Here is a 23413-nt window from a genome sequence, read left to right as displayed (position 1 = left end):
AGTGGTGGGTAGCTCGCGCTGAAATCGCGGGCGATTCGCGGCGGCGGTGTCTACTGGTGCGTGACGAAGTGGGCGACGTCGAGCATCCGGTTGGAGAACCCGTACTCGTTGTCGTACCACGTCAGAATCTTGTAGAGGCCGCCGTCGTTGACCTGGTTGGTCGTGTTGAGGTCGACGGTGCTGGAGAACGGCAGGCCGAGGATGTCACGCGAGGTGACCTCGTCGTCGGTGTAGCCGAGGACGCCCGCGAGCGGGCCGGAGTCGGCCGCGGCGCGGAAGGCGTCGTTGATCTCCTCGACCGAGGGCTTGTCTTCGAGGCGGACGACGAGCTCGGTGAGCGAGCCGTTCGGCACGGGGACTCGAATCGCCATGCCGTCGAGCTTGCCGTCGAGCTGGGGCAGAATCTGGGTGGCCGCCTGCGCCGCGCCGGTCGTCGTCGGGACGATGTTCTCGGCGGCGGCGCGCCCGCGGCGCTGCTTCGCGTGGGGGCTGTCGATGAGGTTCTGGCTGCCCGTGTAGGCGTGGACGGTCGTCAGGAGACCGTTCTCGATGCCGAACTCCTCGTCGAGCACCTTCGCGACCGGCGTGACGGAGTTGGTCGTACAGGAGGCGTTCGAGACGACGTCCTCGCCGTCGTACTCGTCGTGGTTGACGCCGTAGACGATCTGCTTGACCGGCTCGTCGCCCTTCGGCGGCGCGGAGATGACGACCTTGTCCGCGCCCGCTTCGAGGTGTGCGGAGGCGTCTTCCTTCGTGCGGAAGATGCCCGTACATTCGAGCGCCACGTCCACGTCGAGTTCGCCCCACGGAAGCTCCGCGGGGGACTGGACGTTGTAGAGGCCCACCGAGGTGCCGCCGATGGAAAGCGAGTCGCCGTCGCGCTCGACGCCGTCGAGTCGGCCCATGACGGAGTCGTACTTCGCGAGGTACGCCATGTCGTCGAAGTCCATGACGTCGTTGATGGCGACCAGTTCGACCTTCGGGTTGTCGAGGACGGCACGGAAGATGTTCCGGCCGATGCGGCCGAAGCCGTTGAGTGCCACCCGCACCACGTCCGATTCGTCCACGTTCTCGCCCGCGCTGAGGTAGGATTTTTCACTCATGTTCGAGTAGTATCCGTATTGATATGCCGGGCGCAAGAGTATATCTGTTTCGGTAAATCCGACTGAATCGAACGTTACCTTTCATTCACAATCACAATCCCGACAGAAACGAACAGGATCGATCAGACACGTGCGGAGATTGATACGCTAACCGGTGGGTCGAGCGGTCGGGTTGTAGACGGGCGCTCGCGGCCGAATTCTGGCGATTCGCTGGCAGGTGACTGTCACAGGCAGAAACGTTTTATCCTCCGATTTCATAGCGGCCCTCATGGTCAGAGACGACCGCGACGACCCGTTCGACAACATCTTCGACGAAATCGAACGGATGATGAACGACATGACCGGAGGCGACGCCGGATTCGCCTCCGAGACCCACATCGACGTGTACGATGAGGGCTCTACACTCCGACTCGTCGCGGACCTCCCGGGCGTCGACAAAGACGCCATCGACCTCAAGTGCGACGGTGAGACGCTGACTATCAGCGCCGCCGGTGACCGCCGCGAGTACGACGAACGCATCCGCCTCCCGGCCCGCGTCGACGAACACTCCGCGTCGGCCACCTTCAACAACGGCGTCCTGCAGGTCACGTTCGACCGCGCCGAGGACTCCGCCGCCATCGACGTCGAGTAACGACTCGACTTCGCCGCGGCCCGCTCAGGATTTCTTTGCGACCCGCTCGACGAGCGCCGCCAGTCGGTCGAAAAAGCCGTCGTCGTACTTCGCGTCGTCGTCGATGGTCGGCCGCGCGTTCGTCTCCGAGACGACGACCCGTCCGTCGGATTCGAGCAGGTCCACGCCGAGATAGCGGATGCCCAACTCCTCGGCGACCGCCTCGGCGAGGTCGCGGTGTCGCTTCGGGAGGGCCACGCCGACCGCCTCCGCGCCGCGGTGGACGTTGTGCTTCCAGCGCCCGCCGTCGCGCGCGCCGTCGGACAGGCGGCGCTCCACCGCGCCGACGACCTCGCCGTCGAGCACCATCGCCCGGTAGTCTCGCGCGTCCGGGAGCCACTCCTGAATCAGGAAGGACTTGTCGCCGGTCGCTCGGAAGTCGTGGACGAGGCTCAGCACGTCCGCGTGGCCCGAAAGGGAGTCCGGGTCGTGGGCCTTGGCGATGCCGACGCCCCGGGTCGTGGAGTTCGGCTTGACGACCACGGGATAGTCGAGGTCCGCGGATTCGACGGCGTCGAGCAGGTCGGACTCGTCGGCCGGGTTCGAGACGCAGACGCTCCGCGGGACCGGCAGGCCGGCGCGTTCGAGCGCCGCGATGACGCCCGCCTTGTTCCGCGAGGTGAGGACGTCCTCGCGCGTGTTCACCCACGGGAGGTCGTGTCTGGCGGTGACGACGCCGCCCTCCATCGGGCGGGAGGGATAGACGAAGCCGACGTCGAACGGCTCGGCCGGCGGCGTCGAGAGGTCGAGCGCGAACCCCTCGGCGGGGAGGTGTCCCACGTCGATGCCGCGGTCGCCGAGCGGGCCGCGCATTCGCTCGAACGTCTCGCTGGAGGTGGTGACCGCCAACCGAAGCATACGCTACGAGGCGGGGTCCCGGGGCAAAAATGGTGGGTTCGAGGCGAGGCGCGTTCCGAGCACGCGCCGGCGCGCAGACGCGAACTTACGCGACGAGCAGTTCTTCGCCGCGGTCGACGACGATGCGGCACGGCGGCGACATCTTGTTGTACGCGCGGCGGAAGGCGTCCTTCGCCGTCTCCGCGTCCTCGACGTCGCAGTAGATGGTGAACACGGTCTCGCCCTTGGGGATGCGAGCGGCGGTCCCGACGACCTTCCCGAACGACTGGCGCATCCCGTCGGAGACGCGGTCCGCACCCGCGCCGGTCGCCTGCTTGTTCTCGCGGATGACGTGGTGCGGGAACTTGCGCAGAATCATCTTGTACTGCTTTTCGCCCGCGTGCTTGAGCATGAGGCGGTTGGCAGACAGACGCGCGGATTCGAGCGAACCGTGGCGAATCTGCACTTCCTCTTCGACCTTCAGGCTGATCTGGACGGGGTAGTCCTCGGGGTCGGCCTGCAGGTCGCCCATGTTGTGCTGTGCGATCTTCGAACCGGGGATGCCCGTGATGTACTCGCGTCGGGTGTACGCCGGGTTCGTAATCTCCCGGTACATAGAGGCGGGTTTGTCTGACATGGTTACTTGTGAAACCGAAGGGTCAGGCGGGCTAAAAACGCTTCGAAGCTTCATTCGCCCGCCGCGGTCGTGTCAGGGGCTCGCACGCCGGTTCGCCGCGATGGGCCGCCGAACCGTAGTCGAGCAGCGCCGAGCGCCGGTGGCGGACGGGCCGCCCGTCCCCGCCGGGAGACACGCTTATGCGCCGCCACCGTCACGATTCGGACCATGTTGCTCGTCTGCGACTGTATGCCCGCGAACGGCCCCGCGTACTTCACCGACGCGCTCGCCGACCTCGCGCTCGACGGCCGCGAGGGGACCGTTCACTCGCTTCCCGACGACGGTCTCCCGACGCTCTCGGACGTCGACGCCGTCGTCCTCACCGGGAGCACCGCGGGCGTCTACGAGACCGACGGGCGGCCGTGGCTCGACGACGCGCGCCTGCTCGCCCGCGACCTCGTCGCCCGCGAACTGCCCACGCTCGGCGTCTGCTTCGGTCACCAACTCGTCAACGACGCCCTCGGCGGCACCGTCGAAGCCGGCGACCAGCGCCGCGGCATCGCCGACGTCGACCTCGGCGACGACCCCCTGTTCGAGGGCGTCTCCGGGCGCATCCCGATGGTCCACGGCGACTACGTCGTCGCCCCCGGCGACCGCATGGAGACCGTCGCCGCCGCGGACTACTACGACCACCTCGCCACGCGCCACGAGGACGCGCCCGTCTGGACGGTCCAGTACCACCCCGAGTTCACGGCCGCCCTCCTCGACCGCGTCGCCGACGACTTCGGCTGGCCCGAAAGCGACGCCGACCGCGACTTCGGCGGCGTGACGGCCGACCGAACCGTCGAGAACTTCGTCGCCGCCGCCGGGCTGGACTGATTAGGCGTCGTCGCCGTCGTCGGTGTCGCCATCGCCGTCGCCGTCTGCTGTTTCTCTTTCGTCCCGGCTCTCGCCGTCGTCCTCCTCGGCCGGCGGCTCGCCCGTCTCGGGGTCGAGCGCGACGAACTCCAGCCCCTCGCGGTCGAGCATGTCGGCGGCTCGCTCCGTGACCGAGGGGGCGACGAGCACGCCGCGAACCGGCTCGTCGTCGCCGAACTCGCGGTGGAGCGCGTCCACGTACCGGCGAAGCTGACTCGCCGCCGAGGGGCCGACGCGCCGGCGCTTCAACTCCACGACGACCGCGACGCCGTCGGCGTCCTCGCCGAAGATGTCGATAGCGCCCGCGTCGCTCTGCCGCTCGGTTTCGAGCGGCTCGAAGCCCGCTTCGAGGACGTCGGGGTCCGAGAGGATGTGCTGGCGCAGGTCCTCCTCGCTGCCGACGAGTTCGAGGTCGCTGCGGTCGTTGACGGCGTAGGCCGAACACTGCTCGACGCGCTCGAACTGCACGTCGAGTCGCTCGTCGGGGCTCGTGCGCGTGCTTCGGACCCGGAGCCGGCCGTCGCGGACGCTCGCGGAATGGGTGCATCCCGGCGGCTGCCAGTTGACGGGCGTCCGCTTCTCGTCGGTGTGGACCAGAATCGAGCCGTCCGGCTTCAGCACCACGAGGCGGTCGCCGGGACCGAGTTCGCTCGTCGCGCGGCCGTCGTAGTCGACCGTACACCGACCGAATATCGTCACCATGTCGCCGCGCTCGAAGGCGGCTTCGAGGTGGACGAGGGCGTCTCGGTGCGTCGGCCGGTGGAGTGTGTTCACCGTCATCCGGGTGTCGTCCCGCGGTTCGTCGTCGTCGGGGATAAGCCCCGCGTCGCGCGTCGCCCGCGGCGCTCGCCGGTCGTTCCGATTCGCTGGCAGGCTTATGTCGCCTCCGTGCGTATATCTCACATGCCCCCGAGTTTCGCCGACCACAACCGAATCGAGATGCCGGCCGAGGAGATAGACCGCCTGCTCCGCGAGGAGGGCGTCGGCGTCCTCTCGCTCGCGGACGACGGCGTCGCCTACGGGATTCCCCTCTCGTTCGGCTACGACGCCGACCGGGGGCGGCTCTACTTTGTTTTCCTCCGCCCCGGCGAGTCATCGAAGAAGACCGCGTTCGCCGAGCGGACCGCCCGCGCGAGCTTCGCCGTCTGGAACGCCCCTTCGCGGGACGAGTGGGAGAGCGTCGTCGTCGACGGCGAACTCCGCCGGGTCGACGACGGCGACTGGGACCGCGTCCGCGACGTGCTCGAAGACAACGCGTGGTACCCGACCCTGTTCTCGGAGACGGAGCCGATGCAGGACATCCTCGGGTGGGAGCTTCGTATCGACGCTCGGTCCGGTCTCCAGCGCCGGCGCGCGTGAGCGCCGCGCCATCGAGTGACCCGCCGCGGCCACCGGTGCGGTCAACCCTCGAACGCCGGGGTTGACCCCCGAACGCCGGTATCGTTATCGAACCCGGGACCGTCTGAGAATGCAGCCTATGCGACGGACGACGTTCGAGGAGGGAAGGAAGCTCGCGGCCGCGGTGCGGACGCCGAACCCCTCTCTCTCCGGCGTCGTCCGCGACGCGAGCGCGGAGGTTCTCGCCCTCGTCGACGCGCCGTTCCGAGACGTGGCCGACGCCCGCGACCGCCTGTCGGCGCTCGAATCGCTCCTGTACGAGCGCGGCGACCGCCGCGCCGCCTTCCTGACGATTTACGTCCGCGTGACCGCCGAGGTCGACCGCGGACTCGGCGGCGACAAATTCACCGACCCCGAGTGGGTCGCCGACTACCTCGTCACCTTCGCGGACCACTACCGCCGGGCGTTCCGCGCCTTCGAGCGCGGCGACCACGACGACGTGCCCGACCCGTGGCGACTCTCCTTCGAGACGGCGCTCGCCGGGGAGTCGCTCGTCGTGCAGGACGTGTTGCTCGGCGTCAACGCGCACGTCAACTACGACCTCGCGCTGGCGCTCCACGAGGTCGGCATCGACCCCGACCGCCCCGCGAAGTACGACGACCACCGCCGGATAAATCGGGTCCTCCGCCGTCTCGTCGACGAGGAACAGGCTCTCATCGCCGAGCGGTACGCCGACGGCGTCGCCGACATCGACGAGTCGCTGGGGCGGTTCGACGAGGCGCTGTCGTTTTTCACGCTCCGCGAGGGGCGACGGAACGCGTGGCGCGGCGCGGTCGCCCTGACGGACGGCCGGTTCCGCCCGGTCGAGCGCGTCGTCTACTGGTACTTGCGGAGCCTCGCGATGGGCGCGGGCCACTTCATCCTCGCGCCGAGTTCGAACCCCGCGGTGCGCCGCAGACTGGCGCAACTCGAAGCCGGCGACGGGCCGAGTACTTAAACCTCCCCGGATAGCGCGGGAGGAGATACCTCCCGTTGTCGGCTGTCTATAGATGTATGAACGCGTCATCCGTCTCCGCCGTCGAACAGTCGCTGACCCGAAACTCGCGCCGCAGCCACGTCCTCTCTGACCCGTCGAGCGCCCTCTCCGCGCTCAGCGACGGCGACAGTCGGCGCATCCTCGCCGCCTGCGACGAGGCCCCGCGGACCGCACAGGAGTGCGCCGAACTCTGTGACGTGCCGCTGTCGACGGTCTACCGGAAGCTCGACCGGCTCACCGAGGCGTCGCTCCTCGACGAGCGACTCCGTATCCAGACCGCGGCGCACCACCCGCGGGAGTTCGCGACCAACTTCGACACGCTCTCGTTTTCGTTCGACGACGCGGGCGTGTCGCTCGCGTTCCGGCAGGTCGCCACCGACGGCGGCGAAGACGGCGCGGAGGGTCGGTCGCGATGACCGCGACGAGAGCGTCGACGCCCTCGCCGTCGCCGACCGCGGCGCGGAGCGTCGACCCGACCCCACGGACGGAGCGAACGGAGACGGCGCTCGCCTCGCCGGAGGTGGACTGATGAGCGCGATGTCGCCGACGGACGACTACGAGTTCACGTGTCCGCAGTGCGGCGAGGGGTTCGCCGTCAACGGCGGGATGCGCGCGGCGGTCCTCGAACGCGGCTGTCCCATCTGCGGAAGCCCCGCCTCGACCGACGCCTTCGACCCATGTCCCGCGTGAGCCTCACTCCGTCGTCGCGTCCGGCCGCGGCGCGCGGCCCGGCGCGCGCTCGGCGTTCGAAAAACAGTAGGCTACATATACGTGTGCCACGCGTACTACGAACCACATGAGCGACAGCGCGGACTACACATTCGTCTGCCCGGAGTGTGCGGAGTCCATGCTGGTCAACGACTCCATGCGCGACGCCCTCCTCGAAAACGGCTGTGTCATCTGCAGCGCCGCGCTCACGCCGGACGCGTTTTCGACCGCTTGAGCGCCCCTCGGCCGCGACCGAGTCCCCCGGTTTCGCCAGACTGGGTACTCTCGGACGTCGCCGAGAAGTAACAGTAATTACGTCGGCCACGAGTTTGGTGGTACGAACCGATGTCTCTGGACCAACAGACCGAACTCTCGCCCGACGAGATACACGGGGTTCTCGCTCGTCACGAGACGGGCGTCCTCTCGCTCGCGAAGGCGGACGAACCATACGCGATACCCATCTCCTACGGCTACGACGGCGAGAGCGGCCGCTTCTATCTTCGGCTCGTCTCCACGCCCGAAAGCGAAAAGCGGCAGTTCCTCACGTCGTCGCCGCGGGCGCGACTCGTCGTCCACGAGTCGAACGACGGGAGCTATCGGAGCATCATCGCCGAGGGGACGCTCGAACGCGTCGACCCCGACGAGCTGACCGTCGAACGAATCGTCCAGTACGGCAAGGCCAAGCGCCCGCTGTTCGAAATCTGGGGCGAGACGAAACGCGACCTCGACATCCAACTGTTCGAACTCGACCCCGAGACGCTGGGCGGCCGGGCCGTCGAACTGGACGACGCGGAGCCCGAACAGTAATGCCCGCTGTCGTCGCATCCGGGACGGCCCTCGTCGCGGCGGTCGCCCCGTCCCGCGGCGACCCCCAAATCGCCCGCGCGTAACACGATGCCAGCCGGTATTCGCGCCACGGTCGAGTTCGCCTCGCCGTCGGTCTGCCCCGTCGCCTCGGTCGCTCACTCGACGGACTCCGTCGTCGACTCCGTCTCGACCAGCGTCGTCTCGACCCCCGGCGACGTCAGCGTCTCCGAGTTCGTCGTCGAGGCCGACGACCCGCCGGAGGCGTCCGCGCTCGAACCCATCTTCTCCTACGGGTCGAAGCATCTCTACCGCTACACCCACGACGGGAGCGCCGGCTGTCCCTGCGAGTGCCTCGGCGAGTTCGGCTGTCCGGTCGACCGCTACTTCGCCCAGCGCGGCAGCCTGACGCTCGTCTTCCACGCCGCCGACTACGAACAGCTCCAGGCCGTAATCGGCGAACTCCGCGAGCGCTTTCCGGGACTCGACATCAAGCGCCTCGTGCGCTCGCCGACCGGCGACGCCCCCGGCGACAGCGTCTTCGTCGACCGCGGGAAGCTCACCACCCGCCAGCTCGAAGTCCTCCAGACCGCCTACGGGATGGGCTACTTCGAGCGCCCGCGCGGAGCCAACGCGACCGAGGTCGCCGCGGAACTCGGCATCAACCAGTCGACGTTCTCGGAACACCTCGCCGCCGCCCTGACGAAACTGCTCGGCGATATTCTCGAAGAGGGCTAGCGGCCGCCGCGTCCCCGCCCGCCGGGAGTATATAAACGTCCCACGCTATCGGGGTTGTCCGTTGGTCCCCGTTCGCCGATTCTACAGAAGTATGAGTCAGGCTTCGCTCCCGTTCGATTTCCGCTCTGCAACCGCGTCGTCCGAACCCCGCGTCGTCGACGACCACGCCGAGGTCGACGCGCTGTTCTCGCTTCTCGAAGACGACGACTGCCGGTGCATCCTCGACGCGACTGACGGCGTCGCCCGCTCGGCGAGCGAACTCTCGGAGGCGTGCGACCTCCCGCTTTCGACGACCTACCGAAAACTCGACCCGCTCGCGGACGCCGGCCTCCTCTCGAAGCGCCTGCGCATCTCGCGGTCCGGCGCCCACACGGCCGAATACGAACGCACCGTCGACGACGTGACCGTCTCCGTCACCCCGTCGGGCGTCGAGGTTCGGGTCTCGCACCGCGACGTGACCGAGTCGGCGTCGGTGACGGCCTGAACGGCGCGCTCGCTCGCTGACCCGTACTCGCCGCCGACAGCGCCGAACCGACGCGATTCGCGGTGCCTACTTAAGATTTCACTCGTCGTACGGTCGTCGTGTACTCCGAGCGTATTCCCGTCCTGATTGTCGCAGTTCTCGTGCTCCTCGCCGGGTGTGCCGGCGGTGCGGACGTCGCGCCGGCCGCCCAGACCGACGATACCGGCGAATCCACCGGCGGCGGCGCGGCCGTCGACGGGTCCACCGACGGCGACGACTTCGAGTTGAACGACCCCGATCGCCTCCTCCGCGACGCCGGGAGCTTCACGGTCAGTTGGTCGTACGCCGGCGTCGACGCGGACGGCGTCGAAACCGCGGTCACCCGCGAGTTCGCCGCCGACCTCGAAGCCGAACGGTCGTACACCCGCACGACCTCGACGACCGACGGCCAACCCGACGCGGGGGCCGTCGAGCAGTTCGTCGCTGACGGCGTGACGTACGTCCGGGTCGGCGACGGCGACGAGGCCACCTACACCTCCTACGAGGGGTCGACGGAGGTTCTCGCCACCGCCATCGCGCTCTCGCAGGCCCGCGCGTACGGCGCTGACGACGACCTCACGTTCGCCGGCACCGAGACGTTCGACGGCGCGTCCGTCGAGCGCTACGAGCTGTCGGCCGCCAACGAGGCGCTGATTCTCGCCGGGTCGGCCGCGGCGCAGGGCGAACCCGGAAACCTGGAGGTCACGAGCTTCGAGTACGTCGTCCTCGTCGACGGAGACGGCCTCTCGCGCCACGAATCGTGGGCGTTCTCGGGGCGGATGGACGACGGGACCGAAGTGAGCGGGTCGTGGGAGTACTCCCTCACGGGCGTCGGCTCGACGACCGTCGACGAACCCGCGTGGCTCGACGAAGCGCGGGCGTAGGCGGGGATTCAACTGTCACTCTCGGTCTTAACATGGGACCGCCTCCCGGATTTGAACCTCACTCGCGACTCGGAGAGTTGCTCGCTGGTTCAAATCAGTCCGGCGTCGTTTCTTCGATTCTTCGCTCCGCTCAGAATCTCAGAATATGCCGCCTCCCGGATTTGAACCGGGGACAGCTCGATCTTCAGTCGAGTGCTCTCCCAGTCTGAGCTAAGGCGGCGCGATTCGACAGACGCGCAGGAGCGAAAAAACCATTTCGAATTGCGGCGCTACGACCCGCCGTACTCCGACTCCTCCCACCCCGTCACGTCGCTCGGGATGAGTTCGCCGTTGACGTGCCACTCGCGCGGGCGGAACGAGATGCCGAGCAGGGTCGCGTAGAACCCGGCGACGAACGCGACGATGATGTTGCCGGGGATGCCGCCGATGCCGGCGCTCCCGACGAGCGTCGCGCCCTCCGTGTACGTCGTGAGTTGGATGACCCACGCGACGAGCATCACGAGGAACAGCGGCAGGTACACCCGGCGGAGCCGGTGGGCCAGCGCCTCCTCGTAGGGTATCTTCATGTTCGGGGTGCGGTAGTCCTCGCCGAGCTTCTCCCGCCAGTTCTCGTCGAGAACGCCGCCGTCCGGGTCGAGCGCGTACGCCCAGACGTTCTGCTGAATCAGCCGGACCCGAGAGCGCCAGATGTCGTACGCGCGGAAGCGACGCGCCTCGATACTGAGGAAGATGCTCAGCGTCACCACCCCGAGAAGGATGAGGTAGTGCGGGTGCGTTTGTGCGGAAAACGACCACGTCAGAATCCCGGCCATCAGCGTAATCGCCCAGTTGCTGGTCCGGTCCAGCCGCTCCCGCCACGACTTCATCCGGTGTATCTCTCCCCGATAGAGGTGCGCAAACGACGACCCCGGCCCCATCGTCTCGTCGAAGACGCCCGCTCCGATGTGGGTGTCGTCCATTCCCGCGGGTGGTTCTAGCTCCCCGTCGTCGGACATTGTTGTTCGTTTGATGCACAACTACCGAGGGATAAGAGCCTTCTGGGTCGCGGGTCGGAACGGTGGCTCCCGCGCGCCGGGGCGACGCCGCACGCCCGGCGGCCCTGCGGCTCTGGGTGTGTGAAAAAACGCTCAGAAATCGATTCGTCTGTCTCTGAATTCGGAGACCGAATTACAGGCGCGTGACGTTCGTCGCGCGCGGGCCCTTGGGGGCCTGTTCGATGTCGAACTCCACTTCCTGACCCTCTTCGAGGTCCGGACCGCCAACATCTTCCATGTGGAAGAACACGTCGTCGTCCGCGTCGTCAGTAGAGATGAAACCGTAGCCGCCAGTGTCGTTGAAGAAGTCGACCTTACCTTTCGCCATTGCGACTGTACAACGTGCCTGCGAACGGATAACCCTTCCGCATGTGTGGGTCCCGCTCGCCCGGTTCGCCGTGGTCGCCGAGCGCCGCCGCTCGCGGGTGTGAAAAACGGAAGAAAGTTCGTCAGTCTGTGAATGTACTGCGGTGAACGGAAACCTGCTTAGAGGCGGGTGACGTTCGTCGCGCGGGGGCCCTTGGGGGCCTGCTCGATGTCGAACTCGATTTCCTGACCCTCTTCGAGGTCCGGACCGCCAACATCTTCCATGTGGAAGAACACGTCGTCGTCCGCGTCGTCAGTAGAGATGAAACCGTAGCCGCCAGTGTCGTTGAAGAAGTCGACCTTACCTTTCGCCATTGCCTTTGAATCAAGCGACCTCACGCAGATAAGTCTTCTGAAGACTGTCTCAGAGTTCTGTAGTGCCGTCTCTTCGGTTCTCCGGAGTTGGAACGTCTACATTCCGTGTTGTTCGATTGCGTCGTTGAGAACTCGGTCCTCGCCTCCCGGATTTGAACCCCACTCGCAACTCGGAGAGTTGCTCGCTGGTTCAGAATCCGGTCGGTGGCAGTTACAGTACCTGCCCCGCTCGCTCCGCTCGGTGGTCAGGTACAGAAAAATGCCGCCTCCCGGATTTGAACCGGGGACAGCTCGATCTTCAGTCGAGTGCTCTCCCAGTCTGAGCTAAGGCGGCTCGCACTTTTCCGAAGCCGGACCGCATCAAAAAGACTTTCGAATCGCCCGTCGGCGCTGGGTCAGCGGTGTCGGCCGCCCGTCGGACTCGCCCGCGCCCGCTCCGCCCGCGAGCGAATCTCCTTGAGCAGCTTCCGCTCCATGAGGAACTGGACCGGTTCGACGACCAACCGATTCATCACGCGCTCGCGGAGCGTCTTCGACCGCCCGCGGAACCTGACGACCAACCGCGTCGCACCGGGTGCCACTTCGTGCAGCGCGAAGGTCCACGTCGCCGGGCTCTCTCCGGTCTCCCACCCCGGCGCGCTCAACACGAGGCTCCGCTCGGGGTCCACGAAGGCGACCCGGAACGACGGCGCGCGCGACCCCGGCGGGCCGAGCCGTATCTCGTCGCCCACGTCGAGTCGCTGGTGCTGCGGGAGGATTCGGTCCGCGTTGTGAATCTGCAGACCGAACAGGTTCTCCAGTCGCTCGTAGCTGTAGAACCCGCCGCGGCCCTGCCCCAACTGGGCGAGCCACGGCCAGACCGCCCGCGCGGGGGCCGTAATCGTGATCGCCCGCGTCGAGGTGACGTCCGCGTCGCCGACGAAGTCGTCGCCGGGGAGCCAGCCCGTCGCCTCGTCGTCGGTCGTCCCCCAGCGCCTGTGCCACGGCCGAACCGCGAGGAGGTACGCCCCGACGACGCCGATTCCCGCGAGACCGAGTGCCCGGATGAGTCGTCTCGTGCCCATTTCCTTCACCGTTCGTGCCCCCTTGGAGAGGTGGTGAGATAACCCTACCTCCGGGCGTCCGAAGCCCGAACGAGCGCGACCCAGACGACCCCGCCGAGGACCGCGCCGACGAGGTTCGCCCCCGCGTCGGCGACGCCGAACGACCGATACGGGAGCACCGCCTGCACGACCTCGATAGCCGCGCCGAACGCGCCGGCGGCGACGACGGTCGCCGCGACCTCCTCGCGCCCCCTCGCGCGCACCGCGGACGCGAAGGCGAGCCCGAGGCCGGCGTACCCGGCCGCGTGGACCCACTTGTCGAGGCCGACGAGTCCGAACGGACCCATCGGTGTGAGGCTCCCCGGCGGCGTCGGAACGACCGACGCCACGAGGACGACGAGCGCGTATCCCAGGGCGACGGCCGCCCGCCGCGGGTTCTCGCGGAGTCGCGCGATTGGGTTCACTACTCGCCGATGGGCGCGACTCGGCCTAAAAGGGTTCGCGTCCTCGTGGCTCCGACCGCGACCACGTGAAATTAAATAGCAGGTTGGCGACACGTTTCGACAACCGTGCCGCTACTCCCCCGCTGGTTCACCTCCAAGAACTTCGCAGTACAGCTCATCATCCTCGCGTTGGTCTTCGACCCGCTCGGATTCGTCGGCGGCTACCTCCTCGCCCCGTCGCTGGGTGTCGAACCGCTCGTCGGCGGCGCGTTCGGTCTCGTTGCCGCCACCGTCCCGGTGTCTCTTTTGGTGATGCAACGAAGTGTGTGAGCGGAATCGGGCGGATTCGAACCTCGGTCGCAACGAGTTGCTCCCTGGTTCGAATCGCCCTCACGGAACAGATTTGTGACTCTCCGTTCGGTTCGTCACAAAATCTGATGGGCTCGGGCGGATTCGAACCACCGACCTCAGCCTTGTAAAGGCCGCGTCATAACCAACTAGACCACGAGCCCTGCACCTCAATCGAACCGGTTCGCGCTCATAACGGTTTTCGTTTCGACCGGTCCCCGGAACCCTTAGACGCGCGGCGACCGTCACGTCGGGCAATGACCTCTCGCGCGCGAATCGCGCTGCTCGTCGTCGCCGTCGTCGTCGCGGTCGCGAGCGTCGCGTACCTCACCAACCCGGCGGTCGTTCCCGGCTCGACCGACGGCTACGAACGGACCACGCTCACCGTCGTCGACGACGAGACCGGCGAGACGCTGGCGACCGTCGACGCCCGCGTCGCCGACACCCGTGCCAAGCGCTTCACCGGCCTGAGCGACACCGAATCGCTCGCCGAAAACGAGGGGATGTGGTTCGTCCACGACTCGTCTGGCACCTACGCCTACGTGATGCGCGACATGGACTTCCCCCTCGACATCGTCTTCGTCGCCGAAAACGGCACCATCACGCGCATCCACCACGCCGAACTCGACCCCGAGGGGACGAGCGAATCCGACCTCACCCGCTACCGCGGAACCGGGAGGTACGTCCTCGAACTCCCCTACGGCTACACGAACGAGACCGGCATCTCCGCGGGCGACCGGGTCGAAGCCGAGTAGAAGCGAAACGCCCGAAGGGCCGGCGACCGTAGGCCCCACCATGACAGAACACGTCGCGGCGCTCGCAGAACTCGAAGGCTGGCGCGCCGAGGGGTTCGCCGCGCGGGTCCACTACCGCGGGGCGGACGACGCCTACAGCATCGAGTACTACGAACCGTCCGACTGCGTCCTCTACTGGAAGGTGAAAGGCGACGGCGAGGTCGCGGTCCCCGTCGGCCGCGACACGGTCCCCGACCCGCTCCGCGAGCGCGTCCGGCAGGATCTCGTCGAGGCCGGCGTCGACCCCGACGTCGAAGACCGAGTCGTCTGACGTCCGGGCTGCGTCCGACCCGCTCCGACCGGTCTGTGTTCCAGTACGTCACGGATACTGATACGTAGTTGGTAATAATCTCATAATATCTGTATTTGTGCCGACGTGTTGTAGTCGAATATGTTCTATGTCGACACACATCACGAGGAGAGGTGCGCTTCGCGGACTGGGGCTCGCCGCGCTTCCGGCGCTCGCGCCGGGCGTGTCGCGGGCGAGGCCGACCGGGACGGTGCTCTCGGGATGCGCGAGCATCACCGAGTCGGGGCGGTACTACCTCGACGGCGACCTCGACTGTCTGGAGGTTCTCGCCGACGACGTCCGCGTCGACGGCCGGGGGTACGCCGTCGGCGGCGAGACGACGATTTCGGGCAGTCGCGTCTCGATAGCCGACATCGTACTGACGAAGGGCGGACGAATCACCGATTCGAGCCGGGTGACGATAGCGGACTCGCAGGTCACCGGCTATCCGAGCGACGAGAGACAACAGTTCGTCATCGCGGACTCGTCGCGCTGTGCGGTGACGAACACGACCTTTTTCACCTGGGAGGTGGGCGTCGCTCTCCGACGCACCGCGCGCACCCGGTTCGAGTCCTGCACGCTCGTCAGCCCCGTCGTACTCACGCTCGCGGACTCGCACCGAAACGAGTTCGTCGACTGCGAGTTCCTGACCGAGGACTTCCCGGTGAGACTCGTCGGAAGCTCTCGAAACCTGTTCCGACGGAACCTCGCCGACGGCGGTGGTCCCGGCTTCCACCTCCGCGACAGCCACCGAAACCGCTTCGTCGAGAACGAGGTGGACATCATCATCGCAGGCTTCGAACTCGTCGGAAGCGACCGCAACGCCCTCCACGAGAACGTCGTGACGACCGGCCTCTCGGCCCACGGCGTCACGCTGGAGGACTCTCACCGCAACCGACTCGTCCGGAACGACCTCTGCGGCGTCAGCCAACAGCCGGTCGTCGAGTCCGGCGGTTCGAGCGGGAACACGGTTCGCAACGCCCGGTGTTAATCTACCGGCGGACCCCTCCCGCACCCGAGTACTTTACTGCGAGCGCCCCCTGAAACGCTGTCGTGTCCCCCGATACCGACGACGACCCGTTCGAGGACCAACGAGCGCGGGTCGACAACCCGATGCGGCGGCTGTTCGCCGAGTACGGCCGCGACAACACCTTCGAGTTCCTCGTTGGCGTCCTCGCGAGCGTCGCCGCCCGCGTGCTCGACCTCATGCCGCCGGTCATCCTCGGCCTCGCCATCGACGCCATCATCCGGCAGGAAACCTCTTTCGCGGCCGGCTTCCCCGTCGTCCCCGAGGCGTGGATCGCCCCGTTCGTCCCCGCGACCAGAGACGGGCAGTTCTTCTTGGCGGTCGGCATCATCGTGTTCAGCTTCACCGCCGGCGCGCTGTTCCACTGGCTCCGCAACTGGGGGTGGAACGCCTTCGCCCAGCAGATTCAACACGACGTCCGGACCGACACCTACGACCGGATGCAACTGCTCAACATGGACTTCTTCGCCGACAAGCAGACCGGCGAGATGATGTCCATCCTCTCGAACGACGTGAACCGCCTCGAACGGTTCCTCAACGACGGGATGAACTCCTTTTTCCGCCTGTCCGTGATGGTCGTCGCCATCGCGGTGGTCCTCCTCTCGTACAACTGGCAACTCGCGCTCGTCGCGCTGCTGCCGGTGCCGCTCATCGCGCTGTTCACGTGGAAGTTCGTCGGCATCATCCAGCCGAAGTACGCCGACGTCCGCTCGTCGGTCGGCAAACTCAACTCCCGGTTGGAGAACAACCTCGGCGGTATCCAGGTCATCAAGACGTTCAACGCCGAACCCCACGAGTCCGACCGCGTCGACGGCGTCTCGATGGACTACTTCGACGCCAACTGGGACGCCATCAACACCCGCATCAAGTTCTTCCCCGCGCTCCGCATCCTCGCCGGTATCGGCTTCACCCTCACGTTCGTCGTCGGCGGCCTGTGGGTCATCAACGGACAGGGTCCCGGCCCCTTCACCGGCGACCTCGAAATCGGCGAGTTCGTCACGTTCATCCTGCTCACCCAGCAGTTCGTCTGGCCGCTGGCCCAGTTCGGACAGATTATCAACATGTACCAGCGCGCCCACGCCTCCAGCGCCCGCATCTTCGGCCTGATGGACGAGCCCGCGCGACTGGCCGAACAGCCCGACGCGCCCGACCTCGCCGTCTCCGAGGGCCGCGTCGAGTACGACGACGTGACCTTCGGCTACGGCGACGGCGAGACCATCGTGGAAGACATCTCGTTCGAGGTCGACGGCGGCGAGACGCTCGCGCTCGTCGGCCCCACGGGCGCGGGGAAATCGACGATTCTCAAGCTCCTGATGCGCATGTACGACCCCGACGAGGGGCGCGTCGGCATCGACGGTCAAGACGTGCGCGACGTGACCATCTCCAGCCTCCGGGAGTCCATCGCCTACGTCAGCCAGGAGACGTTCCTGTTCTACGGGACCGTCCGCGACAACATCACCTACGGGACGTTCGACGCCGACGACGAGGCGGTCGTCGCGGCCGCGAAAGCCGCCGAGGCCCACGAGTTCATCTCGAACCTCCCCGAGGGCTACGACACCAAGGTCGGCGAGCGCGGCGTGAAGCTCTCCGGCGGCCAGCGCCAGCGCGTCTCCATCGCCCGCGCCATCCTGAAAGACCCCGACATCCTCGTGCTCGACGAGGCCACTTCTGACGTCGACACCGAGACCGAGATGCTCATCCAGCGCTCGCTGGACGAACTCACGGCCGACCGGACGACGTTCAGCATCGCCCACCGGCTGTCGACCATCAAGGACGCGGAGCAGATCCTCGTCCTCGAAGACGGGCGCATCGTCGAGCGCGGCACCCACGACGACCTCCTGTCGGAAGACGGCCTCTACGCGCACCTCTGGGGCGTTCAGGCCGGCGAAATCGACCAACTCCCCGACGAGTTCGTCGAGCGCGCCGCCCGCCGGCAGGCCGAGGTCGACGCCGGCAACGACTGAGCGAAGCGCCCACCACTAAGGGCGGGGCCGTCCCTTCTGTCGCCATGCGACTCTCCGAGGCCACCTGGACCGAGGTCGCCGACCTCGACGCCGACCTCGCGCTCCTCCCGGTTGGAAGCACGGAACAGCACGGCCCGCACGCGCCGCTCGGCACCGATGCGCTCAACGCCGAATCGGTCGCCGAGGCCGGCGCGGAGGCGTTCGACGGCGAGGTCGTCGTCGGCCCGACCATCCCGGTCGGCGTCGCCGAGGAACACCGCGCCTTCGACGGCACGCTGTGGGTCTCGCCGGACACCTTCCGCGCGTACGTCCGCGAGACCGTCGAATCGCTCGCTCACCACGGCTTCGACCGCGTCGTCGTCGTCAACGGCCACGGCGGCAACATCGACGCGCTCGCGGAGCTCTGCCGGCGCGCCTCGCGGACGGGCGACGTCTACGCGGTCGCGTTTACGTGGTTCAATGCCGTCGGCGAACACTCCTCGGACATGGGCCACGGCGGCCCACTGGAGACCGCCTTACTCCGCCACACGAACCCCGAACTGGTCCGCGAGGACCGAATCGACGAGGCCCGCGCGGGCGGTGCCGACCGCTGGGGGGAGTGGGTCTCGGGCGTCAACCTCGCCCACGACTCCGACGAGTTCACCGACAACGGCGTCGTCGGCGACCCGGCCGACGGTGACGCCGAACGCGGCGCGGCACTGGAATCGCTCGCGGCCGGCTCGCTCGCGTCGCTCCTCGACGCGGTCGAGAACCGAGAACTCGACTGAGTGGTCGGCGTTCGGCCCACCGGCGCACCGATGGACCCGCGGCCCGGCGGGCGAGTTACTCCTCTTCTTCCTCGTCTTCGTCGTCGTCCGCCTCGTCCGCGTCTGCGTCGGCCGCCTCGGCCGCGTCGGTGAGCGCGCCGCGGAGCTGCGGCATCGTGTTGGTGAGGTCGCCGACGAGTTCGTGGGCCTCCTCGACCATCTCGATGAGCTCTTCGAGCTCTTCGATGGCCTCTTCGAGGTCCTCGGGGTCGTCGAACGCCTCGGCGCGCTGGCCGATGACGTACCACTTCTTGGCCTGTCGGACGTGTTCGGCCGCGCCCTCGACGTTGAGCGAGGACCGGAGGCCGTTGAGGACGCCGAGGACGTTGTCGGCCTCGGCCTCCCACACGTCGTCCGGGTCGGGGAGCGCCGACCGCGCCTCGCCGAGGTGCTCCTCGACGTCGGCGCGCATCTCCGCCGCCGCCTCTCCGAACAGGTCGTCGTCGCCGAGCGTGCTTTGACTCATGCTCACACGTTCGGCGCGTGGGGGTTTAAAAACGACCCCGAAAGTGAAAGTGAAATCGAACGACTCCGCGCTCGTCGCGGGTGGATTCTCAATCCACGTCGCCGAGGTAGACCGCGTCGTGTCCGTCGTCCACCTCGTCGGGGTCGCCGTTCCGAAGTCGGTCGCCGAGCGGGCCGGGGAAAAATCGGACCTCGCCGAGGTCGTCGAGCGGGAGCCATCGCACGCCGACCTGAACCGAGTCCCGTTCTGTCGGCTCATCAGGGTCGTCCGGGTCGTCTCCCACCCGCTCGCACCAGAAGAAGTGGTCGACTTGATGGCCGTCGTCGCCCCTGTCGTCGTAGTGCGTCGAGGGGACGAAGTCCCTGACGTACGCGAGCGACCCGACGGCCACCTCGTAGCCGGTCTCCTCGTACACTTCCCGGCGGACCGTCTCCGCGAGCGACTCACCGCGCTCTTGGCCGCCGCCGGGCGCGACGTACCAGTCCTCGCCGTCGGTGCGGTACCGAATCGTGAGGAGTTCGCCGTCGCGGACGACGAGGCCGCGGGCGGCGCTTCGCGGCCGGCTCATTCGACCGACACGAGTTTCATCAGCGGGTAGCCGTCTTCCATCTCCATGCGCGTCCGGACGCGCACGCCCTCGTAGTCGATTTCCATCTCGACTTCCATGAACCGCCCCGTGAGTTCGGTGTAGTCGGCGGCCGACTCGGCGAGTTCGGCGTCCAGCGCGTCATCGAGGATGTGCACGGAGACCGACTCGCAGTGCGGTTGGTTCTCGATGGCCTCGGCCATGGCCCGTTCGAGACTGCGGGCGCTGTCGGGCGAGACCGGCGTGCCGGCGAACTGGTGATAGAGCGTCCCGAACTTGATGCCCGCCTCGAAGCAGGCCGTCTGCGGGTCTGTGACCATACCGGGAACTCCGCCGCCGCCGGGTAAAGTTCGCCGGTCGTGGTGGCGAGCGAGCGCGAATCGGTCCTTACTTAGCCTCCCTCGCCGGACGTTACACCGAATGGACCAGCCGGTTTTGCTGACGGGGGCTGGCGGGCGCGTCGGCCAGGCGATACTAGGGCACATCGGCGACGCCTACGACTGGCGGCTGTTGGACCGCGAGCCACTCTCCGACGAGAAGATTCCCGAATCGGTCGACCCCACGGAGGTGTACGTCGCGGACGTCACCGACGAGACCGCCGTGCGAAACGCCATGGAGGGCGTCGAGGCCGTCATCCACCTCGCGGGCGACCCGCGGCCCGAAGCGCCGTGGGACAGCGTCCTGCGGAACAACATCGACGGCACCCAACAGATGTTCGACGCCGCGGTCGACGCCGGCGTCGAGAAGTTCGCGTTCGCCTCCTCGAACCACGCCGTCGGGGCGTACGAGACCACGGACCGGACGCCCGATATGTACCGCCCGCACCACGAGTTCCGACTCGACGGGACGGAACTGCCGCGCCCGAGTAACCTCTACGGCGTGAGCAAGGCCGCCGGCGAGACGCTCGGCCGGTACTACCACGACCACCACGACATCTCTGTCGTGAACGTCCGCATCGGCAACCTCACCCAGCACCACCCGCCGAAGGAGTACGAGCGCGGACAGGCGATGTGGCTGTCGTACCGCGATTGCGCGCACCTCTTCGAGTGCTGTATCGAGGCCGACTACGACTACGAAATCGTCTACGGTATCTCCGACAACGACCGCAAGTACTACTCCATCGACCGCGCCCGCGCGGTGCTCGGCTACGACCCCCAGGACAACTCCGCCGAGTTCACCTTCGAGGGCGAACCGCTGGACGAAGCCTGATTGCGGCGTCGAAACGCCGATTTTCGGCCCCGTTGCACGCCCGTTCTTTGGCTGGGTCGCCGTGTGAAACGCCCGGTCTGGATGCGTGCGAACGGAACGGGAGAAAGTTTATAGAAATCCGACACGAACGAGAGTGTAATGTCATTACTGGGTTCCAATGCGGAGAACTCGGGACTCTCGCTCCGCGACGCGGTGTTACTCGTCTGCTCCCTGTTCGTCTTTCACCTCGGTCGGGGATGGGCGCGGGGACTCGTCGAAGGGGACTATCTGATCGGCATCGTCGGCTTGCTCCTCGCCCTCGCCCCGGTCGTCTGGCTACTGCTCGTCATTCGAGAGGCGTATTTCTGAACCGATACCGTCTCCGACGACGTTCGACCGACCGCTCTTTTTCTCACTCGAACAGGCCGCTCACGTCGTCTTCGCGGCGTCGCCGCCGGCGGACGTGCTCGCCCAATCGCTGAAACACCAGCCCGCGCTGGGCCTCGTTGCGCACGAAGTCGAACACCATCGCCGTGAACTGCGTCTGTTCCCCCTCGGCGATCTCCTCGCGGGCGTATTCGACCGCGTCGGCGACGACATCCTCGTCGTAGCCGTTGAGTTCCTCCGCGAGCGTCTCGGCGGCGACGGCGACGGCGTCGAAATCGAGGTCGTCGTAGGTGACGACTCGCCCGTCAAGCCGGAGCGCGAGCGGGTCGTCGGCGACGGCGGGGTCGGCTTCGAGGCGCGCGAGAAACGCCCGCACCGCGGCGAGGTCGACGCCGCGGTAGTCGTCGCCGAGGTCGGCGAGGTACTGCCGGGCGCTCCGGGCGAGGCCGACCGCGCCGGAGTCGTTGCCGTCGCGGGCGTGGTGGACCGCCGCGGTGAACTGGATGAGGCCGTGGAGGAACCGCTCGTCGTCGGTGTCGCGTTCGAGCGACAGCCACCGCGACTCCCACGCGCCGTGGGCCGCCCGGTACGCGCCCGCGTTGTAGATGGCGGCGCCTGCGCGAAGCGAATCGTCCATGCGAACCGTTCGCCGTCCACGAGTAAAGATTCCGCGAAGACGGGGCTCGCCCGCCGTAGGCCTTGCATACTTATCCCTCTGGGGAGCATATGAGGTATGATAGCACATGAATACCCTCGAAACCCTCGTCGGAGGTGTCGAACGATGACCCAGTCTCCGGTTTGTATCCGCTGCGGTGAGCAGTACCTGTTCACGCGGGCGTACAAAGGCAACTACTGTCGGGACTGTCACGGGTCGTGGGCCGCGAAGGCCCGGTCCGAGGAGACGCCTCGCCCCCGTCCGCAGCGGTCGCGGACGACCTCGTCGGTCCGCCGCCGGGAGGACGACGAGCGGTCGCCCGACCTCGAACCGCCCTACGACGAGGCGTAAGCGCGCTTTTTCCGGTCTGGACTGCCGAGAGCGCTCGGCGTTCCGCGAGTTCCCCCGACGTTTCGGTTCGATTCGACCCGGTAGGAACCCGTTAGCGACGGTTAGTCAGTGGGTTCACCCCGTCGATTGACTCGGCCGGTGTCTCTATACGTCGTCCGGACCACCCCTACCGAAATGTCGTCCGAGCCGATTACCATCCATCTCGTCGGGGACTCCACGATGGCCGATAAGGAGGCGAACGAGCGTCCTGAGACCGGGTGGGGAATGCCCTTCGCCGACTGTTTCGACGACGCCGTCACGGTGGCGAACCACGCCCGAAACGGCCGCAGCACCCGCACCTTTCTGGAGGAGGGTCGTTGGCGTCCCGTGGTCCGCCAGTTGGCCGAGTCCGACTACGTGTTCGTCCAGTTCGGCCACAACGACGAGGTGCCCTCGAAGGAACAGCACACGACCGAAGCGGCGTTCGTTGACAACCTCCGCAAATTCGTCGGCGAGACGCGCGAACGCGGAGCGACGCCGGTGTTACTCACGTCCATCGCGCGCCGCCACTTCGACGACGGCGGCGTCCCGAAAGACACTCACCGCGAGTACGCCGACCTGACGAGAACCGTCGCGCGCGACCGCGACGTTCCGTTCATCGACATGGACGAGCGAACGCGGTCGCTCCTGGAGGAACTCGGCCCCGCAGCGTCGACGGCGCTCTACAACCACCTCGAACCCGGCGAACACCCGAACTATCCGGAGGGAATCGCCGACGACACGCATTTCAGCGAGCGCGGGGCGCGCCGCATGGCCGAACTGGTGCTCGACGGAATCGAAGAACTGGAACTCGGACTGGCCGCTCACGTCGAGTCCTGACGGAGATTTGAACTCACTCACTTCGCTCACTACGTTCGCTACGCTCCCTGTTCAAGTCTCCTCGGTGGCCGCTCACCGCGGACAGACCGAGAGCCACGGAGGGCTCTCGGACAGTAGTGTTCTAAAGGAAAGCGTCCTGACGGAGATTTGAACTCCGGTCCCTGGCTCCGCAAGCCAGGAGGATAGTCCACTACCCTATCAGGACTGTCTTACTGCATTCTCCGGTACTCGACGGTTACTTAAGACGGTTACGATGTGGACTCCCAGTGAACCGCGGGACCACGGCACGAGGCGGGCGTCGGTGTGCGTGTCGCACGCAAGGACTTTTTCGCCGGCAAG

At 67.0% G+C, this 23413-nt stretch carries 34 protein-coding genes and 4 tRNA genes; 21 read left to right on the top strand and 17 right to left on the bottom strand.

Annotated features, from left to right (window positions below):
* Nucleotides 1-50 precede the first annotated feature (50 nt).
* Nucleotides 51-1103, bottom strand: coding sequence for a type I glyceraldehyde-3-phosphate dehydrogenase (gene gap / locus FY251_RS15525; RefSeq protein WP_148415993.1), 1053 nt, complete (start codon nt 1101-1103; stop codon nt 51-53).
* A 268-nt stretch (nt 1104-1371) separates the two neighbouring features.
* On the opposite strand from gap, the gene FY251_RS15520 reads away from it, so the two are divergent.
* On the top strand, nt 1372-1734 hold the full coding sequence (locus FY251_RS15520; RefSeq protein ID WP_004970480.1) for an Hsp20/alpha crystallin family protein: 363 nt from the start codon (nt 1372-1374) through the stop codon (nt 1732-1734).
* 24 nt (nt 1735-1758) lie between these two features.
* On the opposite strand, the gene FY251_RS15515 is transcribed toward FY251_RS15520, so the two are convergent.
* The gene (locus tag FY251_RS15515) at nt 1759-2631 is read right to left on the bottom strand and encodes a RimK family alpha-L-glutamate ligase (protein ID WP_148415992.1); all 873 of its coding nucleotides are present in this window, start codon (nt 2629-2631) and stop codon (nt 1759-1761) included.
* A gap of 85 nt (nt 2632-2716) precedes the next feature.
* The gene (locus FY251_RS15510) at nt 2717-3247 is read right to left on the bottom strand and encodes a 50S ribosomal protein L16 (RefSeq protein ID WP_004044437.1); all 531 of its coding nucleotides are present in this window, start codon (nt 3245-3247) and stop codon (nt 2717-2719) included.
* A 207-nt stretch (nt 3248-3454) separates the two neighbouring features.
* On the opposite strand from FY251_RS15510, the gene FY251_RS15505 reads away from it, so the two are divergent.
* Entirely contained in the window at nt 3455-4105 is a 651-nt protein-coding gene (locus FY251_RS15505) for a type 1 glutamine amidotransferase (protein WP_148415991.1), read from the top strand.
* Here FY251_RS15505 and nucS read toward each other — a convergent pair whose 3' ends face one another.
* The gene (nucS, locus tag FY251_RS15500; RefSeq protein WP_148415990.1) at nt 4106-4924 is read right to left on the bottom strand and encodes an endonuclease NucS; all 819 of its coding nucleotides are present in this window, start codon (nt 4922-4924) and stop codon (nt 4106-4108) included.
* A 123-nt stretch (nt 4925-5047) separates the two neighbouring features.
* Here nucS and FY251_RS15495 point away from each other — a divergent pair, with 123 nt between their 5' ends.
* From FY251_RS15495 to FY251_RS15460, 9 genes are all read left to right on the top strand, one after another.
* Nucleotides 5048-5503: a pyridoxamine 5'-phosphate oxidase family protein gene (locus FY251_RS15495; protein ID WP_148415989.1), complete on the top strand. Its 456-nt coding sequence runs from the start codon at nt 5048-5050 to the stop codon at nt 5501-5503.
* A gap of 118 nt (nt 5504-5621) precedes the next feature.
* Nucleotides 5622-6479, top strand: a complete 858-nt coding sequence (locus FY251_RS15490) for a DUF5995 family protein (RefSeq protein ID WP_148415988.1) — start codon at nt 5622-5624, stop codon at nt 6477-6479.
* A gap of 56 nt (nt 6480-6535) precedes the next feature.
* On the top strand, nt 6536-6934 hold the full coding sequence (locus FY251_RS15485) for a helix-turn-helix domain-containing protein (RefSeq protein WP_148415987.1): 399 nt from the start codon (nt 6536-6538) through the stop codon (nt 6932-6934).
* Between the two features lie 112 nt (nt 6935-7046).
* Complete coding sequence (locus FY251_RS15480) at nt 7047-7208, top strand: zinc ribbon domain-containing protein (RefSeq protein ID WP_089779424.1); 162 nt, start codon at nt 7047-7049, stop codon at nt 7206-7208.
* 106 nt (nt 7209-7314) lie between these two features.
* Entirely contained in the window at nt 7315-7461 is a 147-nt protein-coding gene (locus tag FY251_RS22635) for a hypothetical protein (RefSeq protein WP_008091730.1), read from the top strand.
* Between the two features lie 110 nt (nt 7462-7571).
* Nucleotides 7572-8033 (top strand): pyridoxamine 5'-phosphate oxidase family protein, encoded by a 462-nt coding sequence (locus FY251_RS15475; protein ID WP_148415986.1) that lies wholly within the window; start codon nt 7572-7574, stop codon nt 8031-8033.
* Nucleotides 8034-8120: 87 nt separating this feature from the next.
* Complete coding sequence (locus tag FY251_RS15470; RefSeq protein ID WP_148415985.1) at nt 8121-8768, top strand: helix-turn-helix domain-containing protein; 648 nt, start codon at nt 8121-8123, stop codon at nt 8766-8768.
* 91 nt (nt 8769-8859) lie between these two features.
* Nucleotides 8860-9252, top strand: coding sequence for a helix-turn-helix domain-containing protein (locus FY251_RS15465; protein ID WP_148415984.1), 393 nt, complete (start codon nt 8860-8862; stop codon nt 9250-9252).
* Between the two features lie 98 nt (nt 9253-9350).
* Entirely contained in the window at nt 9351-10154 is an 804-nt protein-coding gene (locus FY251_RS15460; protein WP_148415983.1) for a hypothetical protein, read from the top strand.
* A gap of 146 nt (nt 10155-10300) precedes the next feature.
* Here the strand turns inward: FY251_RS15460 and FY251_RS15455 are convergent.
* The 7 genes from FY251_RS15455 to FY251_RS15425 all read right to left on the bottom strand — a co-directional run bounded on the left by FY251_RS15455 (nt 10301) and on the right by FY251_RS15425 (nt 13376).
* A tRNA-Phe gene (locus tag FY251_RS15455) sits at nt 10301-10374 on the bottom strand.
* Between the two features lie 49 nt (nt 10375-10423).
* Nucleotides 10424-11149: a DUF2270 domain-containing protein gene (locus FY251_RS15450; RefSeq protein WP_148415982.1), complete on the bottom strand. Its 726-nt coding sequence runs from the start codon at nt 11147-11149 to the stop codon at nt 10424-10426.
* Nucleotides 11150-11321: 172 nt separating this feature from the next.
* Entirely contained in the window at nt 11322-11516 is a 195-nt protein-coding gene (locus FY251_RS15445; RefSeq protein ID WP_004057909.1) for a cold-shock protein, read from the bottom strand.
* A gap of 158 nt (nt 11517-11674) precedes the next feature.
* Nucleotides 11675-11869 carry a cold-shock protein gene (locus FY251_RS15440; RefSeq protein WP_004057907.1) on the bottom strand — a complete coding sequence of 65 codons (195 nt, stop codon included), beginning with the start codon at nt 11867-11869 and terminating at the stop codon, nt 11675-11677.
* A gap of 260 nt (nt 11870-12129) precedes the next feature.
* A tRNA-Phe gene (locus FY251_RS15435) sits at nt 12130-12203 on the bottom strand.
* A 61-nt stretch (nt 12204-12264) separates the two neighbouring features.
* Nucleotides 12265-12933, bottom strand: coding sequence for a hypothetical protein (locus tag FY251_RS15430; RefSeq protein WP_148415981.1), 669 nt, complete (start codon nt 12931-12933; stop codon nt 12265-12267).
* Between the two features lie 44 nt (nt 12934-12977).
* Nucleotides 12978-13376, bottom strand: a complete 399-nt coding sequence (locus FY251_RS15425; RefSeq protein WP_148415980.1) for a VanZ family protein — start codon at nt 13374-13376, stop codon at nt 12978-12980.
* 105 nt (nt 13377-13481) lie between these two features.
* Between FY251_RS15425 and FY251_RS15420 the strand changes: the two genes are divergently transcribed.
* Nucleotides 13482-13685 (top strand): hypothetical protein, encoded by a 204-nt coding sequence (locus FY251_RS15420; protein ID WP_148415979.1) that lies wholly within the window; start codon nt 13482-13484, stop codon nt 13683-13685.
* Nucleotides 13686-13793: 108 nt separating this feature from the next.
* On the opposite strand, the gene FY251_RS15415 is transcribed toward FY251_RS15420, so the two are convergent.
* Nucleotides 13794-13867 (bottom strand) — tRNA-Val (locus FY251_RS15415).
* Between the two features lie 93 nt (nt 13868-13960).
* On the opposite strand from FY251_RS15415, the gene FY251_RS15410 reads away from it, so the two are divergent.
* From FY251_RS15410 to FY251_RS15390, 5 genes are all read left to right on the top strand, one after another.
* Nucleotides 13961-14458, top strand: coding sequence for a DUF192 domain-containing protein (locus FY251_RS15410; RefSeq protein WP_148415978.1), 498 nt, complete (start codon nt 13961-13963; stop codon nt 14456-14458).
* Between the two features lie 40 nt (nt 14459-14498).
* Nucleotides 14499-14768 carry a hypothetical protein gene (locus FY251_RS15405; protein WP_148415977.1) on the top strand — a complete coding sequence of 90 codons (270 nt, stop codon included), beginning with the start codon at nt 14499-14501 and terminating at the stop codon, nt 14766-14768.
* A 127-nt stretch (nt 14769-14895) separates the two neighbouring features.
* Nucleotides 14896-15777, top strand: coding sequence for a NosD domain-containing protein (locus FY251_RS15400; RefSeq protein WP_148415976.1), 882 nt, complete (start codon nt 14896-14898; stop codon nt 15775-15777).
* A gap of 62 nt (nt 15778-15839) precedes the next feature.
* Nucleotides 15840-17777, top strand: a complete 1938-nt coding sequence (locus FY251_RS15395) for an ABC transporter ATP-binding protein (RefSeq protein WP_148415975.1) — start codon at nt 15840-15842, stop codon at nt 17775-17777.
* 44 nt (nt 17778-17821) lie between these two features.
* Nucleotides 17822-18544: a creatininase family protein gene (locus tag FY251_RS15390; protein ID WP_148415974.1), complete on the top strand. Its 723-nt coding sequence runs from the start codon at nt 17822-17824 to the stop codon at nt 18542-18544.
* A gap of 55 nt (nt 18545-18599) precedes the next feature.
* Here the strand turns inward: FY251_RS15390 and FY251_RS15385 are convergent, their stop codons facing one another.
* The 3 genes from FY251_RS15385 to FY251_RS15375 form a co-directional block, all read right to left on the bottom strand.
* On the bottom strand, nt 18600-19049 hold the full coding sequence (locus FY251_RS15385; protein ID WP_148415973.1) for a DUF5790 family protein: 450 nt from the start codon (nt 19047-19049) through the stop codon (nt 18600-18602).
* 88 nt (nt 19050-19137) lie between these two features.
* Nucleotides 19138-19617 carry an NUDIX domain-containing protein gene (locus tag FY251_RS15380; RefSeq protein ID WP_148415972.1) on the bottom strand — a complete coding sequence of 160 codons (480 nt, stop codon included), beginning with the start codon at nt 19615-19617 and terminating at the stop codon, nt 19138-19140.
* Entirely contained in the window at nt 19614-19955 is a 342-nt protein-coding gene (locus tag FY251_RS15375) for a dihydroneopterin aldolase family protein (protein WP_148415971.1), read from the bottom strand. Before FY251_RS15375 ends, FY251_RS15380 begins: the two co-directional genes overlap by 4 nt.
* Nucleotides 19956-20055: 100 nt before the next feature.
* On the opposite strand from FY251_RS15375, the gene azf reads away from it, so the two are divergent.
* Together azf and FY251_RS15365 are read left to right on the top strand one after the other, a co-directional pair.
* Nucleotides 20056-20844: an NAD-dependent glucose-6-phosphate dehydrogenase gene (gene azf / locus FY251_RS15370; RefSeq protein ID WP_148415970.1), complete on the top strand. Its 789-nt coding sequence runs from the start codon at nt 20056-20058 to the stop codon at nt 20842-20844.
* A 138-nt stretch (nt 20845-20982) separates the two neighbouring features.
* Nucleotides 20983-21192, top strand: coding sequence for a hypothetical protein (locus FY251_RS15365; protein ID WP_148415969.1), 210 nt, complete (start codon nt 20983-20985; stop codon nt 21190-21192).
* Between the two features lie 43 nt (nt 21193-21235).
* On the opposite strand, the gene FY251_RS15360 is transcribed toward FY251_RS15365, so the two are convergent.
* The gene (locus tag FY251_RS15360; RefSeq protein ID WP_148415968.1) at nt 21236-21847 is read right to left on the bottom strand and encodes a DUF309 domain-containing protein; all 612 of its coding nucleotides are present in this window, start codon (nt 21845-21847) and stop codon (nt 21236-21238) included.
* 144 nt (nt 21848-21991) lie between these two features.
* On the opposite strand from FY251_RS15360, the gene FY251_RS15355 reads away from it, so the two are divergent.
* Nucleotides 21992-22216 carry a hypothetical protein gene (locus FY251_RS15355; protein WP_148415967.1) on the top strand — a complete coding sequence of 75 codons (225 nt, stop codon included), beginning with the start codon at nt 21992-21994 and terminating at the stop codon, nt 22214-22216.
* Nucleotides 22217-22390: 174 nt separating this feature from the next.
* The gene (locus FY251_RS15350; RefSeq protein WP_148415966.1) at nt 22391-23074 is read left to right on the top strand and encodes a rhamnogalacturonan acetylesterase; all 684 of its coding nucleotides are present in this window, start codon (nt 22391-22393) and stop codon (nt 23072-23074) included.
* Nucleotides 23075-23206: 132 nt separating this feature from the next.
* On the opposite strand, the gene FY251_RS15345 is transcribed toward FY251_RS15350, so the two are convergent.
* Nucleotides 23207-23279, bottom strand: a tRNA-Arg gene (locus tag FY251_RS15345).
* Between the last annotated feature and the right edge of the window lie 134 nt (nt 23280-23413).

It is taken from the genome of Haloferax sp. KTX1 (assembly GCF_902410085.1).
Taxonomy (GTDB): Archaea; Halobacteriota; Halobacteria; order Halobacteriales; family Haloferacaceae; genus Haloferax; species Haloferax massiliensis.
This window is presented reverse-complemented; position numbering and strand designations above follow the sequence as displayed.

What these genes read in the sequence shown, in the direction of transcription:
- gap (WP_148415993.1), bottom strand. Translation starts at nt 1,103, where the DNA reads ATGAGTGAAAAATCCTACCTCAGCGCGGGCGAGAACGTGGACGAATCG.
- FY251_RS15520 (WP_004970480.1), top strand. Translation starts at nt 1,372, where the DNA reads ATGGTCAGAGACGACCGCGACGACCCGTTCGACAACATCTTCGACGAA.
- FY251_RS15515 (WP_148415992.1), bottom strand. Translation starts at nt 2,631, where the DNA reads ATGCTTCGGTTGGCGGTCACCACCTCCAGCGAGACGTTCGAGCGAATG.
- FY251_RS15510 (WP_004044437.1), bottom strand. Translation starts at nt 3,247, where the DNA reads ATGTCAGACAAACCCGCCTCTATGTACCGGGAGATTACGAACCCGGCG.
- FY251_RS15505 (WP_148415991.1), top strand. Translation starts at nt 3,455, where the DNA reads ATGTTGCTCGTCTGCGACTGTATGCCCGCGAACGGCCCCGCGTACTTC.
- nucS (WP_148415990.1), bottom strand. Translation starts at nt 4,924, where the DNA reads ATGACGGTGAACACACTCCACCGGCCGACGCACCGAGACGCCCTCGTC.
- FY251_RS15495 (WP_148415989.1), top strand. Translation starts at nt 5,048, where the DNA reads ATGCCCCCGAGTTTCGCCGACCACAACCGAATCGAGATGCCGGCCGAG.
- FY251_RS15490 (WP_148415988.1), top strand. Translation starts at nt 5,622, where the DNA reads ATGCGACGGACGACGTTCGAGGAGGGAAGGAAGCTCGCGGCCGCGGTG.
- FY251_RS15485 (WP_148415987.1), top strand. Translation starts at nt 6,536, where the DNA reads ATGAACGCGTCATCCGTCTCCGCCGTCGAACAGTCGCTGACCCGAAAC.
- FY251_RS15480 (WP_089779424.1), top strand. Translation starts at nt 7,047, where the DNA reads ATGAGCGCGATGTCGCCGACGGACGACTACGAGTTCACGTGTCCGCAG.
- FY251_RS22635 (WP_008091730.1), top strand. Translation starts at nt 7,315, where the DNA reads ATGAGCGACAGCGCGGACTACACATTCGTCTGCCCGGAGTGTGCGGAG.
- FY251_RS15475 (WP_148415986.1), top strand. Translation starts at nt 7,572, where the DNA reads ATGTCTCTGGACCAACAGACCGAACTCTCGCCCGACGAGATACACGGG.
- FY251_RS15470 (WP_148415985.1), top strand. Translation starts at nt 8,121, where the DNA reads ATGCCAGCCGGTATTCGCGCCACGGTCGAGTTCGCCTCGCCGTCGGTC.
- FY251_RS15465 (WP_148415984.1), top strand. Translation starts at nt 8,860, where the DNA reads ATGAGTCAGGCTTCGCTCCCGTTCGATTTCCGCTCTGCAACCGCGTCG.
- FY251_RS15450 (WP_148415982.1), bottom strand. Translation starts at nt 11,149, where the DNA reads ATGTCCGACGACGGGGAGCTAGAACCACCCGCGGGAATGGACGACACC.
- FY251_RS15445 (WP_004057909.1), bottom strand. Translation starts at nt 11,516, where the DNA reads ATGGCGAAAGGTAAGGTCGACTTCTTCAACGACACTGGCGGCTACGGT.
- FY251_RS15440 (WP_004057907.1), bottom strand. Translation starts at nt 11,869, where the DNA reads ATGGCGAAAGGTAAGGTCGACTTCTTCAACGACACTGGCGGCTACGGT.
- FY251_RS15430 (WP_148415981.1), bottom strand. Translation starts at nt 12,933, where the DNA reads ATGGGCACGAGACGACTCATCCGGGCACTCGGTCTCGCGGGAATCGGC.
- FY251_RS15410 (WP_148415978.1), top strand. Translation starts at nt 13,961, where the DNA reads ATGACCTCTCGCGCGCGAATCGCGCTGCTCGTCGTCGCCGTCGTCGTC.
- FY251_RS15405 (WP_148415977.1), top strand. Translation starts at nt 14,499, where the DNA reads ATGACAGAACACGTCGCGGCGCTCGCAGAACTCGAAGGCTGGCGCGCC.
- FY251_RS15400 (WP_148415976.1), top strand. Translation starts at nt 14,896, where the DNA reads ATGTCGACACACATCACGAGGAGAGGTGCGCTTCGCGGACTGGGGCTC.
- FY251_RS15390 (WP_148415974.1), top strand. Translation starts at nt 17,822, where the DNA reads ATGCGACTCTCCGAGGCCACCTGGACCGAGGTCGCCGACCTCGACGCC.
- FY251_RS15385 (WP_148415973.1), bottom strand. Translation starts at nt 19,049, where the DNA reads ATGAGTCAAAGCACGCTCGGCGACGACGACCTGTTCGGAGAGGCGGCG.
- FY251_RS15380 (WP_148415972.1), bottom strand. Translation starts at nt 19,617, where the DNA reads ATGAGCCGGCCGCGAAGCGCCGCCCGCGGCCTCGTCGTCCGCGACGGC.
- FY251_RS15375 (WP_148415971.1), bottom strand. Translation starts at nt 19,955, where the DNA reads ATGGTCACAGACCCGCAGACGGCCTGCTTCGAGGCGGGCATCAAGTTC.
- azf (WP_148415970.1), top strand. Translation starts at nt 20,056, where the DNA reads ATGGACCAGCCGGTTTTGCTGACGGGGGCTGGCGGGCGCGTCGGCCAG.
- FY251_RS15365 (WP_148415969.1), top strand. Translation starts at nt 20,983, where the DNA reads ATGTCATTACTGGGTTCCAATGCGGAGAACTCGGGACTCTCGCTCCGC.
- FY251_RS15360 (WP_148415968.1), bottom strand. Translation starts at nt 21,847, where the DNA reads ATGGACGATTCGCTTCGCGCAGGCGCCGCCATCTACAACGCGGGCGCG.
- FY251_RS15355 (WP_148415967.1), top strand. Translation starts at nt 21,992, where the DNA reads ATGACCCAGTCTCCGGTTTGTATCCGCTGCGGTGAGCAGTACCTGTTC.
- FY251_RS15350 (WP_148415966.1), top strand. Translation starts at nt 22,391, where the DNA reads ATGTCGTCCGAGCCGATTACCATCCATCTCGTCGGGGACTCCACGATG.